The following is a 16,097-nucleotide window of genomic DNA, read 5'->3' on the forward strand; positions in this document are numbered from 1 at the left end:
ATACTATTGTCCAAATTTATTACTTTATTATACACAATCGTGCAAATCACGGACAATAATGCAAATCTTTTTTATACATAATACTGTGCCTGTGCATTCCAGAGGTCGGCATATTCCCCCACAGTCTCCACCAACTCTTCATGTCGTCCTTTTTGTACGACAGCTCCCTGATGAAACACCATAATCTCATCACAAAATCTGCAGGAGGATAGTCTGTGGGAGATGTAAATTGCCGTTTTATCTCCTACAATATCATTGAATTTTGCATAGATTTCTGCTTCTGCAATTGGATCCAGTGCTGCCGTAGGTTCATCCAAAATAATAAATGCCGCATCTCTATAAAGCGCTCTTGCAATGGCAATCTTCTGTGCTTCCCCACCGGAAATCTCTATGCCGCTCTTGTCAAATTTATTATAAAGCCACGTATCAAGTCCTCTTGGCATTTTGTCAAGCCGTTCACCAAATCCTGCCTCTTTAAGCATCCGTTCCACTTTTTCCCGGTCATACTCTCTCGCCACTGCAACATTCTCCCCAAGAGGAAATGCAAAAAGAGAAAAGTCCTGAAAAACAACAGAAAAAATTGACATATATTCTTGATAATTATATTTACGGATATCAATTCCATTCAATAAAATAACTCCTTCTGTCGGATCATACAGCCGACAAAGTAATTTAATAAATGTTGTTTTCCCACTTCCGTTTTGTCCAACAACTGCCATCTTATTTCCAATCTTAAACTTCACATTCACATGGTGCAATGCCCACGCTTCGCTGCCCGGATATTTAAAAGATACATCTCGGAATTCTACTTCATATTTTCCATCTGTTCGTTTCTCAACAGTGAGAGATCCCTGATACATCCGATTTGGAATATCGAGAAATTCAATTGACTTCTTCACAAAAACAGCATTCACCCGGATTTTTCCAACCGTTGCAAATAAAGCTGACACCGCTGCTGCCATCATCGTCAGAGCCCCCACATACTGGGACGACTCGCCTATGCCAAATGCCCCTGCCCATGCTTTCACAACAACAAAGAGATAGATACCTCCCATCAAGAGATAGGTGAGCGATTGTCCAACCGCATACAACAGTCCGTACTTTCCTTTCATCACAGATGCGATCGGACCATCCGGCAAAAAACTGTCATCACTTTTTATTGCTTCGAGTCCGATTTTGTTCTGGCCATACAATCTGATATCCATCGCATTTTTCTTATCAAGAAAATATTCTCCCCAAAAATTAAATAACCGGTTTCCGAATGTTGCCTCTTCTGAACACTGTGCCCACTTCTCATCCACTTTTGTCTCAAGTATCGGTCCAAGCACCGCAACGATCAGAAAACTTCCAATCACAAGTACCGTCGTAAGCGGGTGATTCAAAATCGTCAGATTTCCTGCCGAAGCCGGAACTTCACAGAGAAACAACGTGACCGTCAGCGTAACCGCACCCAAAATCTTCACGATTTCCCCTACAAATTCCTGCATATAATCAGGTATTACAACCAATCCCATACCGCTCCAGTTTTGAACCTGCTGAATCTGGGACAGTTTTTTGTGGGTACTTGTGTCATCCAGTACAGAAAAATCCATCTGCAGCATTTTATTAGCATAAATATCATTGGTACCCAACCATTCTCCTGCCCGCTTACACTCTTTCCATCTATCTGCTGCCGCCTTCAAAAGAGCAAGCACTGCATTGACAAAGATTGTAATAAATGCAAGCTTCATAAGTATTTCTTTCTCTCTGCTGCCGGACAGTTCGGAAAGAATCCGCGCAGACAGATAAATATTTGCATATGGAAATAACGCGCCGGCTGCTGCCGAGCAAAAGGTCGCAATGAGTATTGCCGGATCATACTCCCACCAGATTTTTATGCCTTTTATCGTATAACAAAACGCCTCTTTCAGTGACATCTTATTCACATCCTTCTTCATGATGATCACCTCCTTCTCGGTAATAGCGGCTCTGTACTTCAAAAAGCTCCGCGTATTTTCCGCGCTTTGCAAGCAGTGTCTCATGAGTACCTTCTTCTGCAAGCTCTCCCTGCTCCATAAATAAGATCCGGTCACAAAATCTTGTCGATGCAAGTCTGTGGGAAATAAATACCGATGTCTTATGTTCTGTCAATTTATTGTATTTCTCATAAATATCACTCTCTGCAATCGGGTCAAGCGCCGCTGTCGGCTCATCAAGTATCATAAATACGCCTTTTTTATAGAGTGCACGTGCAAGCATAAGCCGCTGTGTCTCACCACCGGACAATTCAACCCCTTCTGTGTAAACAGATCGCTCCATCAGCGCATGATATCCCTGTTTCAGTTCCTTGATACGTTCCCATAATTCTGCCTGCTTTAGACATTCCTTAACACGCTCATCGTCATACCCTTCGCCTGTCTGCGATACATTTTCTGCAATAGTAATCGGCAAAATTGCAAACTGCTGAAACACTGCCGTAAACATTTCATAATAAGAATCTCTCCGGTAGTTTCGGATATTTACCCCGTTTAACAGGATTTCTCCCTCTGTCGGATCATAAAAACCACAGATTAGCTTGACAAGCGTCGTCTTGCCCGCACCATTTAAACCGACAACCGCCAGTTTTTCTCCCGGACGGAGTGTCAAGTTAATGTCCGTGAGCGTATTTTTCTCTGCCTGCGGATACCGGAATGAAACATGTTTTAATACAATCTCATAAGTATCCGCCGTAGGAATTTCCATTCCCTCTGCTATTTTATAATCATCTTCGATATCAAGATATTCCCGATAGGTTGACAGCGCTATACTTTCCTGATACAACTTTGACATCTGTGTAAGAAGCTGCTCCATCCAGGAAGAAAATCCATTCACTGCACTAAAATACAGAAGAAACTCTGCCGCACCCATATGATTGTTAAGTACCATCTGAAGGAGATATACATAAACAACGCCATTTCTCAGTAAGATAAACAGTGTATCGATTGCATTTGCAAGAAAATATTTTCGGTTCTTTTTCACCTGAAATGTTTCGTAAGAATTTCTCACTCCCGCATGGATACTGCGAAGCCAAGCCCCCATTCCAAACATTCTGATATCTTTCGCACATTCCCGGTCTTTGTATCGCTCTGTCAGATAATTCCATTTCTTTATATATTCAGCTTCTTCTTGTCGGTTTCGATAACCCCAGTTATAGATCCTTCGGTTAAAGAAAAAACTTAACGCCGTCATCGCTGCTATGAGAAACATAAGAAATGGATTCATTACCGACAGAAGCATCAGGTAGATCACAATACCGCAAACGCTCTGTCCGAGAGTTGTCAGCGTTATCCAGATATGTTCTCCGGCAGCACTGTTTTGCTTTAACGCTTCCATCCCCTTTTTCTGCATCTGTGTAAATATCTGGTCATCCAATTTTGAATAAGAAACTGTCGCATACTTATTATACTGACCTAACAGCAGCTTGATCCGTACGCTAATCCGTCCATACTGTTGGTTCAATACCAGATAGCCCTGTGCTGCACCGACAAGCATCATACCTCCTGCAAAAATAAGAATACTCCGGAATAGTATTCTTAACGTCCATCCCTCTTCCAGCCCTCTTAACACAACCGGACCGATATAGAGGTTTAGCAAATTCATTATCACTTCCAAAATAATGGACATAACCAAAACAGCAAGAACGGATTTTTCATATTTCCACGCCTTTCCAATCATGAACCATGCATTGTTCCACATTCCGTACCGTGGCTTTTCTGATATTGTTTTTTCTTTTTTCTTTTCTGTCATGCTTTCATCCCTCCTGCTGTAACAATATCACAAATATCCAAACAAAAACTCCCTAGGGGACGAATTGCATCTCCTGGGGACGAATTGCATCATCTGTATTTTGAATATTCCGCGCACCTGTTTGCACCGGATGTCGAACACTATGTTTCTTGTGGCAAAAGGATCTCTGTCGTAAACGCACCATCTTCACTATTTCGGCTCAAATAGCCACCATAACGCTCTACAATCGTATCAATCCTTACCAGACCAAACCCATGCCCTTCCCCCTTTGTCGTGCGAAACAGTCCACTGATCTTCTTCTGTTTCTTCGTGGCGGTAAAGTTCGTAAAAGACATGTAAAGCTGCGTATTTTTCATATCCATATAGATACGGATGATCCGCTCATCCGGCGGAAGTTCCATGCTAGCCTCGATCGCATTGTCAAACAGATTGCCGATAATGATACAGAGATCGATCTCCGAAGTGGTAAGTGCCACCGGCACATGGGCGTCTGCAATCACAGTAATCTCCCGCGACTTCGCCAGCGAGATCTTGCTGTTTAAAATAGCGTCCGTCATCTTATTGCCTGTCTTAATGACTGTATCCACCGTCGCCAGATCTTCATCCAGCTCATCCAGATATGCCCGGATTGCGTCAAGGTCACCCATAGCGGCATAGCTTTTCATCATCTGGATATGATTCCGGTAATCATGCCGCCAGCCACGAATCTGCCGGTACATATTTTCCACCTCTTCATAATGTGTCTGAAGCAGCTCATTTTGATAGGCTGCCAAGCGTTTGTCGATCATTTTTGAAATAAATGACATCGTTTCCTCCAAATCTGCCTTCTTCCGCAAGATACGGAATCATGTTTTTTGTAAATCGCTTTCCATAAGAAATATATTTCTTTAAAAATATCGGATCATTGCCCGGTTAATCTTCTCATACATCCCTCTCGAGAGTGGGATTACCATCCCATCTTTCAGAGAAACTTCCTTCTTTGTAATCCGCTTTACACATTTCAAGTTCACAAGGAAAGATCTTCCTGTCCGGAAAAATCCATCCCCAAGCTCCTCTTCCAGCTCACTTAACGTCTTCTTTACCGTATAATCCTCTGCCGCATGGATTGTCACATAGTTGTGCTGCACTTCCACATAGCGGATCTCATAATACGGGATCCTGACCGTCTCATCACTTCCCTGAAGAAAGAGCGCTTTCTCGCTCTTCTTCATCCGCTCTCTCGCCCTGTCAAGCACCGAAAACAACTTCTCTTTTGTCACCGGCTTCAGCAGATAGTGAAGCGCCTCCACCTCATATCCGTCAGAAATATAGTCCATATAGCCCGTCACAAATAAAATCTGCACTTCTTTATTATGTTCCCTCACTTTTTTCGCAAGCTCTACCCCGTTCATCTTCCCCATCTCGATATCAAGAATGAGAAGCTGCCATCTCTTGTCTTCTTCATATTGAAAGAGAAAGCTCTCCGCACTCTCAAAATATTCGATCTGAAGCTGATCGTTCTGTCTCTCTTTCCACTCCTCCAAAAGCCTGCCGAGATATTCCCGCACCGTCTCCTCATCATCGCACAGGGCAACTCTAATTTCCATACTGTCTGCCCCTCCTCTTCTTCTCTGTCATATGTTTTCTATTATAGCACCAGGCATTCCAGAACGATAGCCTGAAATTGAAAAATCCCCGCCGGAGCTTCTAAACGCTCCAGCGGGGATCCTCTTGTTCAATCAGTAAGCATCTTTATTTGTAAACAAGTTAATTCATAAACAAATTAGTAAGCAAGTTTCTCATCCAGATATGCTTTCAGATCTTCAATCTTGATTCTTTCCTGCTCCATTGTATCACGATCACGGACAGTTACTGCACCATCTTCTTCAGAATCAAAATCATAAGTGATACAGAACGGAGTACCGATCTCATCCTGACGGCGATAACGTTTACCGATATTACCGCGGTCATCAAATTCACAGTTATAGTATTTGGATAATTCTGCGTAAACTTTCTCAGCGCCCTCATTCAATTTCTTAGACAGTGGAAGCACTCCGACTTTTACCGGTGCAAGTGCCGGATGGAAATGAAGCACAGTACGAGTATCTCCGCCTTCTAATTCTTCTTCGTCATATGCGCTGCAAAGGAATGCAAGTACAACACGGTCTGCTCCCAGTGACGGTTCAATAACATATGGAACATATTTGATCTTCTTCTCGTCATCAAAGTAGCTCATATCTTCTTTGGAAACATTCTGATGCTGTGTTAAGTCATAATCTGTACGGTCTGCAATTCCCCACAGTTCTCCCCATCCGAACGGGAATAAGAATTCCAGGTCTGTTGTAGCCTTACTGTAGAAAGAAAGTTCTTCTTTCTCATGGTCTCTTGCACGAAGTTCTTCCGCCTTCATTCCAAGACCTAACAGCCAATCCTGACAGAACTGCTTCCAGTATGCAAACCACTCAAGGTCTGTATCCGGTTCACAGAAGAATTCCAGTTCCATCTGCTCAAATTCTCTTGTACGGAATGTAAAGTTACCAGGCGTAATTTCATTTCGGAAAGATTTACCAATCTGACCGATTCCAAACGGAATCTTCTTTCTGGATGTACGCTGTACATTCTTAAAGTTAACAAAAATACCCTGTGCTGTCTCCGGACGGAGATATACAACATTCTTTGCATCTTCTGTTACACCCTGGAATGTCTTAAACATTAAATTAAACTGACGGATGTCTGTGAAATTATGTTTTCCGCAGGATGGACACGGAACTTCGTGTTCGTTGATGAATTCCATCATTTTCTCCTGTGACCACGCATCTACGCTCTCATGTAATTCAATTCCGTTCGCTGCTGCAAAATCTTCGATCAGCTTATCTGCACGGAAGCGTTCTTTACATTCTTTACAGTCCATCAAAGGATCACTGAATCCTCCGAGATGTCCGGATGCAATCCATGTCTGCGGATTCATCAGAATCGCACAGTCAACACCTACATTATATGGGCTTTCCTGAATAAATTTCTTCCACCACGCTCTTTTTACGTTATTCTTTAATTCAACTCCCAGATTACCGTAATCCCATGTATTCGCTAATCCTCCGTAAATTTCTGAACCCGGATAAACAAATCCTCTTGATTTTGCCAGGGCAACGATTTTTTCCATTGTTTTTTCCATATTCCCTTACCTCACCTTCCTGGTTTTTCACATTGTCTTGAAAACGGCATCTGACGCCAGATTCAAGGTGATTATTGTTAATTATTATATATTCTGCAGTGATTTTTTGCAACTGTTATGACACATTTCATCAAATCATTCTGTTTTTAAGCATGTTATGAGCAGGATGTAATCTGCTTTAAAATTTCTAAAGACTTAAATTCCCGGCCAACATAATGCTCCATATAGCGCGTCACGATTTTGCGAAGTTTACTAAGAACTTCTTCGTTGACAATAAAGTTGTACATCCGTTCCGGAGGCGCTCCGACAATATATTGAAGCGTATATAATGTAGAATTATCAAGCCCCACTCCATAGCGGTCTTGCTCTCTGCAGTTTTTGCAGAGCAGCCCGCCTTTTTTTACTGAAAACACTGCCAGATTCTCTTTCTCGCCACATTCTGCACATTGAAAGACTTCCGGTCCTTCTCCATTGATCGTAATGCTTTTTAGCTCAAATATGTAACGGATCAGTTCTTTCGGAATTTTGGGACTTGTCAGCGCCCGCATTGTCTGATAAAGCAGTTTCAGCATATCTGTCTCATCATTTCCTTCTCTTGTATAGTAACCCGCCAGATCAAGAAAGTAGAAACCATAATATGCTCCTTCCACATCTGTACGCAATTCAGAAAAATAATTGGAGATATCTGCCTGCATCATATTATAGGAATTCTTTCCTTCATAGAGAAGAAATGTTCCGAAGGCGAACGGATTGACTGCCGTCAAAAGAGAGCTTCCTGTCTTTCGTGCTCCTTTCGCAAAGGCAGCAATCTTTCCCCGTTCTTTTGTCAGAAGTACGATTCTTCTGTCATATTCCCCGATTGGCGCTGCTGAAAGCACCATCCCTGTCACGGTTATCGTTTCTCTCACGTTTTTCGACTCCTGCCTGTTTGATATTGTTTTCGTTCCGGTCCGCAGAAACTACTGCCTCTGATTTGTTTTTATAGCACAAGTAATCTTCTATCCGTCCGGTATGCATAAATTCATTCCAATAATCCGATTTCATCCTGACGCACCCTCTTATATTTTTATTTCCGCCTCCAATTCAGTTCTTCTTATTCCTTTGCTGCTTTGGCGGTATAAGAGTATCGTCTCCGATTCTTCCTCGAACTATACTGTATATTTATTCCTCTTCTTCCCGATATCCGAAATTCTTCATCAGAAACTCACTGTCTCTCCAGTCTTTTTTCACTTTTACCCAGAGCTGCAGATTCACTTTACAATCCAGAAGCTGTTCGATCTCATATCTTGCGCGGCTGCCAATCTTCTTCAGCATAGCGCCCTGTTTCCCGATGATAATTCCTTTGTGGGAATCTCTCTCACAAATAATTGTCGCATCGATATCCATAATATTTTTTCTGGCTTTCATGCGGTCAATACAAACAGCAATCCCATGCGGAATCTCTTCATTGAGACAATGGAGCGCTTTTTCCCGGATAAGTTCTGCCACGATCTGCCGTTCCGGCTGATCTGTCACAGTATCTTCGTCATAAAACTGAGGTCCATATGGAAGATACTGAAAAATCGTCTTTACAAGCTCCTCTGTATTGTCTCCGTTTCTTGCTGACACCGGAACAATCTCTGCAAAATCACAGATATGACGATAGGCTTCAATAACCGGAAGGATTTCTTCTTTCTTTACCATATCTACTTTATTGATAACAAGTATGACAGGTGTCTTTGTTCTGCGAAGCTGATCTGCAATATGCTTTTCCCCTGCTCCGATAAACGTAGTCGGCTCTACGAGCCAGAGCACTACATCGACTTCATTCAATGTGCGCTCTGCCACATTTACCATATATTCTCCCAATTTATTTTTGGCTTTATGAATTCCCGGTGTATCGACAAATACAATCTGTCCTGCCTCCGTTGTAAGTACCGTCTGAATCCGGTTTCTTGTTGTCTGAGGCTTCTTCGATGTGATTGCAATCTTCTGTCCGATCAGATAATTCATTAGTGTAGATTTTCCCACATTCGGTCTTCCGATCAGCGTTACAAATCCTGATTTAAAGTTTGCTTCCATAGTTCCTCCATTAATTTAATTCTTTTGTTTCCATAAAGAGATCCTGCGCACCTGCAATCTTCTCCTCGCCGCCGATCACACAGATATTTTTCTGGGAAACGACTGCCTCCACAATGTCTGCAAGCTTTCGGATATCTTCCTGTGTCGCCTCAAGAATCTGTTGACGCTCTTTCTGAATCATCTCTGCAGTAACATGATTGAGATACAGATTCATCGAGCGGCTTCCTTTGATTGCCGGTGTCATCGGCTGATCGATATTGCTGATCGTTCCAATAATATATTTCGTCATATCTCTTTCATCAATATCAAACCGGCGCAGATACTCTGCCACTCCCTCATATACCTCTAATGTATTTTTCAGATGCGGATCTCTAAATGACACAAGGTAACTGTCTCCGAGACGATTAAAACTGCTCATACAACCGTACGCACCGCCTTTTACGCGGATGTTCTGCCACAGATATTCATAACTTAAGATCACTTTCAGAATCTGCAGCGCTCCTGTATATTCATATCCGGCATCAATAAAGTTGCCCGCAGTTGCCACATACTGTACCTTTGATGCGGTCTTAAATCCTTCATTCTTCTTCTCACAGACAATTTCTACCTGGTGTTTTTCCTTTCCATACTCTGTAAGCTTTTCTTCCAGCGCTTTTACAAGATCACATGCCTGTGCAAGTCCTTCCTTCGCTGCGGTATAACTTACGATCAGGCGAGATGGACTGAAAATTTCCTCTGCAAGATGTTTCAATGTCTTGATCAGCATTTCCTTCTTTTCATCAAAATGAGCTGCAAGATCGCAGATTAACTCATAGTATTCAATTCCGGCCGTCATATCTTTCATTCTTGCAGTCGGAGAATGGTATGCCATAGCGCGCATTGCAGCAGAAATGTGACCTGACGACTGAATCCGCATCTGAAGTCTTGATTTTGTCTGGGCAACAATCTCTTTCAGACGTTTATCATCGTCCAGTTTTGAACGAAGCAGGATTTCCTCCATCATGCAAAATGCAACCGGCAGCTGATGATACAGTGCTTTTGCACGCATTTCAAATGTCGGCCGGAACTCTTTTTCTTTTACTTTTGTTACATCTGTATACAGTTCCAGAGAAGTACCGATTCCTCCTGTCTGAGCATTGATCTCATTAAAAAGTTCTCCGTATTCATAGTTCTCTGTGTCAATCACACCAAGTACAGACTGCAAAATTCCTGTATATGGAAGCAGTTCCTCTTCAATTCCACTCATATCAAAAATCAAGTTCACATAGCCGATGCCATTCGTTTCAATATCATGGAACACAACGGTCGTATTTCCGGCTTTGATCTCTTCATTATAAATCGGTGCAATCTCTCTGCTGATATCTTCTCGCTGCAGAACCGGGATCTTTTCCAGGTCTTCTTTCTCTGACGGTTCTTCCTGATAAGCTGTCAGCGCTTTTGTTTTCTGAACAAGTTCTTCTACTTCTTCTGCTGTCAGACTGTCTTTATATGCCTGCAGTTTCTCTTCCAGAGCCGCTTCTGTCTTTGCTGTCAGACCTTTTTCCGGTTTTACGATTACAATAGCGCCATGCTGATTGTCAAGCAGATATTTCTGGATCAGTTCTTCGAAATATCCTGTATCTGCCTTTGCCTTCAGTGTTTCAAATGTATCAAGGGCTTCTACATGGATAAATGGCTTTGTATCGTCATACAGCCAGCTGTCAAAAATCTGAAGTCCGTACATCAGTCCCTTTGGAAAACTTCCGAAATCTGCTTCACGATAGCGGAACTCATGATAATTGATTCCAGCCTCCAACGCTTTTTTAGACAATCCATTTGCCACAATTGATTTTAAAGTATCTTCGATAACTTTCACAAATTCATCTTTCTGGCACGCATTGGCATTCTTTGCAATAATTGACATCATAGGCTGCAGCGTTCCATTTTCATAAGAGCCCATAATGTCTTTACCGATTCCTGCATCTACAAGCGCTTTCTTCAGCGGCGCTCCCGGTGCAGATAACAGTGCATAATCAAGAATCTGGAATGCCTGGTATAATTCTCTGTCCAGGCTGTCTCCGATCACTTTATTGTAAGAAAGATAGGTATTATCTTCTTCTGATTCTGCATTCGTAATCGAATAAGACGTTACCTTTTCCGTCATCTGTGTAAACGGCTTCTGGAAAGAAATCTGCGAATCTACTTCCTGTACCGTAAATGCGGAAAGATAATGGGCATCCATCCAGTTCAGCCGTTCTTCCATATCCATATCACCATAAAGATAAATATAACTGTTAGAAGGATGATAAAACTTTCTATGGAAATTTAAAAATTGTTCATACGTCAGATCCGGGATATATTCCGGGTCTCCACCGGATTCATTTGCATAAGTTGTATCCGGAAACAGTGTGTTCATAACTACGCGGTAAAGCACATCTTCCGGTGAAGAAAATGCACCTTTCATTTCATTGTATACAACCCCATTATAAGTAAGCTTATCATCGGCAGCTTCCAATTGATAACTCCAGCCCTCCTGCCGGAAAATCTCTTCGTGTTCATAAATTGCCGGATAGAATACTGCATCCATATACACATGCATCAGATTCTTAAAATCTTTTTCATTGCAGCTTGCAACCGGATACACCGTCTTATCCGGATAAGTAATGGCATTTAAAAATGTATTCAAAGATCCCTTTACCAACTCTACAAAAGGATCTTTGACCGGAAATTCTCTGGAACCGCACAGTACTGTATGTTCAATAATATGAGGAACTCCTGTACTGTCCTTCGGAGGCGTACGGAATCCGATTGTAAATACTTTATTATCGTCATCATTCTTCACAAGTACCACTCTTGCTCCGCTTTTCTTATGACGCAGAAGATATCCTTCTGACTTCAGTCCCTCCAGTGTTTCTTTCTGGATTAATTCATATGCCGGTACATTATTCAAATTCATCATGTCACACTCCTGTTCTGTTTATTTTTTCTGTATCTATATCTTTTCCAGAATCTGCATTTTCAACACAGTATAGTATAACATGAGTGCATTAAAAAAGAAAGAGCGTCCAAAGACGCCCTTTCTAAAATATTTTCAAAAATCCCGAAGAATCTTATTCTGTTTTTCCGTACAGAGCAACAAGTTTGCTGAGGTATTCGTATCTCTCTTTTGCTTCCTGCTCGTTCTTAGCAAATAATACTTTTGCTTTTTCAGGATTCTGTCTTACAAGTGAATTGTAACGAACTTCACCATTTAAGAATTCCTGATAATCTCCTGTAGGAGCTTTGCTGTCAAGAGTGAACTTGTTCTCTGCAGCCGGATTGAATCTGAAGTTATTCCAGTATCCACATTCTACTGCTAACTGTTCCTCTGTCTGAGCTTTGCTCATACCTTTCTTAATACCATGGTTGATACATGGAGCATAAGCGATGATCAGTGATGGTCCCGGATATGCCTCTGCCTCTGCGATTGCTTTCACTGTCTGGTTGAAGTCAGCACCCATAGCGATCTGTGCTACATATACATAACCGTAGCTCATTGCGATACTTGCAAGGTCTTTCTTCTTCACTTCTTTACCGCCAGCTGCAAACTGAGCGATTGCACCAGTCTTAGTAGCTTTAGAAGACTGTCCACCTGTATTAGAGTAAACCTCTGTATCAAATACCATGATGTTGATGTCTTTACCACTTGCTAATACATGGTCAACACCGCCGAATCCGATGTCGTAAGCCCATCCGTCACCACCGAAGATCCACTGAGATTTCTTAGCAAGGAAGTCTTTATTCTCAAGAAGTTCTTTCTTAGCTTCACAGTCACAATCACATGCTTCCAGAGCTGCTACTAAGTTATCTGTAGCTGTTCCGTTTGTAGCGCCGCATCCAAATGTTTCAAGATATTCTTTTGCTGCTGCAACAACTGCTTCATTCTTAGCATTTTCTGCAAGGTATTCCACTTTTGCTTTTAAGCCGTCGCGGATTGCATTCTGAGCAAGTAACATACCATAACCAAACTCAGCGTTATCTTCAAACAGAGAGTTAGACCAAGCCGGTCCTTTTCCTTCCGGTGTTACTGTGTATGGTGTAGATGGTGAAGAGTTACCCCAGATAGAAGAACATCCTGTTGCGTTAGCAATGTACATTCTGTCACCGAATAACTGTGTGATTAATTTTGCGTAAGGTGTTTCACCACAACCTGCACAAGCTCCTGAGAACTCAAGAAGAGGCTGTTTGAACTGGCTTCCCTTAACTGTTGTTTCTTTGAATTTAGCAACAACTTCTGGTTTAACCGGAATCTCACGTCCGAAATCAAAGTATTTCTGAGTTCCGACATTTGCTTCCATGTTCTCCATAACAAGAGCTTTCTCACCCTTCTTACCTGGACATACGTTAGCACAAGATCCACATCCTGTACAGTCAAGAGCTGATACAGTCATTGTGAATTTCAGTCCCGGCATACCAATCATATCAAGTGTTTCGATACCTTCCGGTGCGTTAGCAGCTTCTTCTTCTGTAAGAGCTACCGGACGGATAACTGCGTGCGGACATACGTATGCACAACGGTTACACTGGATACAGTTTTCTGCTTTCCATACTGGAATATTTACTGCAATACCACGTTTCTCAAATGCAGATGTTCCTGATGGTGTAGAACCGTCAACATATTCTGTAAATGCAGATACCGGTAAAGAGTTACCTTCCTGAGCATTTACTTTAGACTGAATATTTTTAACGAAGTTTACAGCATCTTCTCTTCCGCCTTTCACTTCTGGTGTGAATAATCCTTCATCTTCAGCATCTTTCCAGCTTTCCGGAACTGTAACTTCTACAACCTGTTTTGCACCGGCTTCGATAGCTGCCCAGTTCTTCTGAACGATATCATCACCTTTTCTTCCGTAAGTTGCTTTTGCAGCAGCTTTCATTAATTCGATTGCCTGCTCTTCCGGAATAATATCAGCCAGTTTGAAGAATGCAGACTGAAGAATTGTGTTGATACGTGTAGGTCCCATACCTGTCTCGATACCGATCTTAACACCATCGATTACATAGAATTTGATGTTGTGGTTAGCGATGAATGCTTTTACCTGTCCTGGTAAATGTTTCTCAAGTCCTTCTGCATCCCATGGGCAGTTCAGAAGGAATGTACCACCGTCAACTAATTCCTGAACCATGTTGTATTTGTCAATATAAGACGGATTGTGGCATGCTACAAAGTTAGCTTTCTTGATCAGGTATGTTGATTTGATCGGGCTCTTACCGAAACGTAAGTGAGACATTGTCACACCGCCTGATTTCTTAGAGTCATAATCAAAGTATGCCTGAGCATACATATCTGTATTATCACCGATAATCTTGATAGAGTTCTTGTTAGCACCAACAGTACCATCAGCGCCTAATCCCCAGAATTTACAGTTAATTGTTCCTTCCGGTGTTGTAACAAGCGGTGCACCTACTGGTAATGACAGATGTGTAACATCATCTTCGATACCGATTGTGAATTTAGCTCTGTCTTCGTTCTCGAATACTGCTACGATCTGTGCAGGTGTTGTATCTTTAGAACCTAATCCGTAACGTCCGGAGAAGATCGGAACTGCATCGAATTTTGTTCCTTTTAATGCTGCCACTACATCTAAGTATAATGGTTCGCCAAGTGCTCCCGGCTCTTTTGTTCTGTCTAATACAGAGATACGTTTTACAGAATCCGGAATCACATCAACTAATGCCTGTGCGCAGAATGGTCTGTAAAGACGAACTTTAACAACACCGACTTTCTTGCCCTGTACTAACAGGTAGTCGATTGTCTCATCGATTGTATCACAAGCAGATCCCATAGCAACGATAACGCTCTCAGCGTCAGCAGCACCATGGTAGTTGAATAATTTATAATCTGTACCAATTTTAGCATTGACTTTGTCCATGTATTCCTGAACGATTGCCGGAAGAGCATCGTAGTATGGGTTACATGCTTCTCTTGCCTGGAAGAAGATGTCAGGGTTCTGAGCTGAACCTCTCTGGCAAGGATGGTTAGGATTCAGGGCATGTCTGCGGAATTCAGCGATTGCGTCGAAATCTGCCATATCCTTTAAATCTTCGTAATCCCATGTCTCGATCTTCTGAATCTCATGAGATGTACGGAATCCATCAAAGAAGTTGATAAATGGAACTTTTCCTTTGATTGCAGCAAGATGTGCAACCGGTGTTAAGTCCATAACTTCCTGTACGCTTGATTCACAAAGCATAGCGCATCCTGTCTGGCGGCATGCATAAACGTCAGAGTGATCACCAAAGATTGATAATGCATGGCTTGCAATCGCACGAGCAGATACGTTGAATACACCCGGTAACTGCTCACCAGCAACTTTGTATAAGTTAGGAATCATTAATAATAATCCCTGAGATGCTGTGTAAGTTGTTGTAAGAGCACCTGCTGCCAGTGATCCGTGTACAGTACCGGCTGCACCAGCTTCTGACTGCATCTCTGTTACCTGAACTGTACGTCCGAAAATGTTAGTTCTGCCTTGTGTTGCCCATTCATCTGTAGCTTCAGCCATAACAGATGATGGTGTAATTGGGTAAATAGCTGCGACATCTGTAAATGCATATGATGCATGAGCTGCAGCATGATTACCGTCCATGGTTTTCATTTTTCTTCCCATTGGTTTTTGTCCTCCTTTTTATCTAAACCGGACAGAGAGATCGGTCCTTCCTCAAACGCCGCCGGTTCATGTCATAACTTTATATATTGTTACATATATATCATATTATATATCCTACGTTTTTAAAAGTCCATAAAAATCTTGTTCCTTTTTACAAACAAAAGAAGATGTACATCTTTTCTGCACATCTTCTTCTCTCTGTTTATTTCCATTTTTCGATTTCTTCTAAGATCTTTTCTGTTTCCTGAAACTCTCTTTCTTCTTCCTGTCTTCTTTTCTTTCGTTTTTTCCTTCGCTCCCGTCTTTAGAAGTTAGCACTAGAAATCTTTAGGAGTATTTTCTGCTCTGAAGCCTCACAAATCCCGTCTTTGGGAGTTAGCACTATAATATTTGGGAGTTTATTCCGTTTTGGAACAGCCACAGTCAGCATAAATGCTGGCTTTTTTTGTTTTTTAAAAACTTGACAAAAAACTTTTTTGATAATTGAATAT

General features: G+C 41.9%; 9 protein-coding genes. All 9 read right to left on the reverse strand.

The genetic code is table 11. From position 1 onward, the window contains the following. Positions 1-71: 71 nt before the first annotated feature. Positions 72-1,937 carry an ABC transporter ATP-binding protein gene (locus KFE17_06190; GenBank protein ID QUO33316.1) on the reverse strand — a complete coding sequence of 622 codons (1,866 nt, stop codon included), beginning with the start codon at positions 1,935-1,937 and terminating at the stop codon, positions 72-74. Further along, the gene (locus tag KFE17_06195; GenBank protein QUO33317.1) at positions 1,918-3,765 is read right to left on the reverse strand and encodes an ABC transporter ATP-binding protein; all 1,848 of its coding nucleotides are present in this window, start codon (positions 3,763-3,765) and stop codon (positions 1,918-1,920) included. Before KFE17_06195 ends, KFE17_06190 begins: the two co-directional genes overlap by 20 nt. Before the next feature lie 140 nt (positions 3,766-3,905). Further along, positions 3,906-4,571 carry a GHKL domain-containing protein gene (locus KFE17_06200; protein QUO33318.1) on the reverse strand — a complete coding sequence of 222 codons (666 nt, stop codon included), beginning with the start codon at positions 4,569-4,571 and terminating at the stop codon, positions 3,906-3,908. 81 nt (positions 4,572-4,652) lie between these two features. Beyond that, positions 4,653-5,351, reverse strand: coding sequence for a response regulator transcription factor (locus KFE17_06205; GenBank protein QUO33319.1), 699 nt, complete (start codon positions 5,349-5,351; stop codon positions 4,653-4,655). 176 nt (positions 5,352-5,527) lie between these two features. Then, complete coding sequence (locus KFE17_06210) at positions 5,528-6,916, reverse strand: glycine--tRNA ligase (protein ID QUO33320.1); 1,389 nt, start codon at positions 6,914-6,916, stop codon at positions 5,528-5,530. Between the two features lie 155 nt (positions 6,917-7,071). Further along, positions 7,072-7,797, reverse strand: a complete 726-nt coding sequence (recO, locus tag KFE17_06215; GenBank protein ID QUO33645.1) for a DNA repair protein RecO — start codon at positions 7,795-7,797, stop codon at positions 7,072-7,074. Between the two features lie 280 nt (positions 7,798-8,077). Then, the gene (gene era, locus KFE17_06220; GenBank protein QUO33321.1) at positions 8,078-8,977 is read right to left on the reverse strand and encodes a GTPase Era; all 900 of its coding nucleotides are present in this window, start codon (positions 8,975-8,977) and stop codon (positions 8,078-8,080) included. A 10-nt stretch (positions 8,978-8,987) separates the two neighbouring features. Next, positions 8,988-11,912 carry an insulinase family protein gene (locus tag KFE17_06225; GenBank protein QUO33646.1) on the reverse strand — a complete coding sequence of 975 codons (2,925 nt, stop codon included), beginning with the start codon at positions 11,910-11,912 and terminating at the stop codon, positions 8,988-8,990. 154 nt (positions 11,913-12,066) lie between these two features. Beyond that, positions 12,067-15,606, reverse strand: coding sequence for a pyruvate:ferredoxin (flavodoxin) oxidoreductase (gene nifJ, locus KFE17_06230; GenBank protein ID QUO33322.1), 3,540 nt, complete (start codon positions 15,604-15,606; stop codon positions 12,067-12,069). Positions 15,607-16,097 lie beyond the last annotated feature (491 nt).

It is taken from the genome of Faecalicatena sp. Marseille-Q4148 (genome assembly GCA_018228665.1).
Taxonomy (GTDB): domain Bacteria; phylum Bacillota; class Clostridia; order Lachnospirales; family Lachnospiraceae; genus UBA9414.

Excerpts from the sequence above, each read along its gene's own strand:
- KFE17_06190 (QUO33316.1), bottom strand. The coding sequence starts at position 1,937 with ATGAAGAAGGATGTGAATAAGATGTCACTGAAAGAGGCGTTTTGTTAT.
- KFE17_06195 (QUO33317.1), bottom strand. The coding sequence starts at position 3,765 with ATGACAGAAAAGAAAAAAGAAAAAACAATATCAGAAAAGCCACGGTAC.
- KFE17_06200 (QUO33318.1), bottom strand. The coding sequence starts at position 4,571 with ATGTCATTTATTTCAAAAATGATCGACAAACGCTTGGCAGCCTATCAA.
- KFE17_06205 (QUO33319.1), bottom strand. The coding sequence starts at position 5,351 with ATGGAAATTAGAGTTGCCCTGTGCGATGATGAGGAGACGGTGCGGGAA.
- KFE17_06210 (QUO33320.1), bottom strand. The coding sequence starts at position 6,916 with ATGGAAAAAACAATGGAAAAAATCGTTGCCCTGGCAAAATCAAGAGGA.
- recO (QUO33645.1), bottom strand. The coding sequence starts at position 7,797 with ATGGTGCTTTCAGCAGCGCCAATCGGGGAATATGACAGAAGAATCGTA.
- era (QUO33321.1), bottom strand. The coding sequence starts at position 8,977 with ATGGAAGCAAACTTTAAATCAGGATTTGTAACGCTGATCGGAAGACCG.
- KFE17_06225 (QUO33646.1), bottom strand. The coding sequence starts at position 11,912 with ATGAATTTGAATAATGTACCGGCATATGAATTAATCCAGAAAGAAACA.
- nifJ (QUO33322.1), bottom strand. The coding sequence starts at position 15,606 with ATGGGAAGAAAAATGAAAACCATGGACGGTAATCATGCTGCAGCTCAT.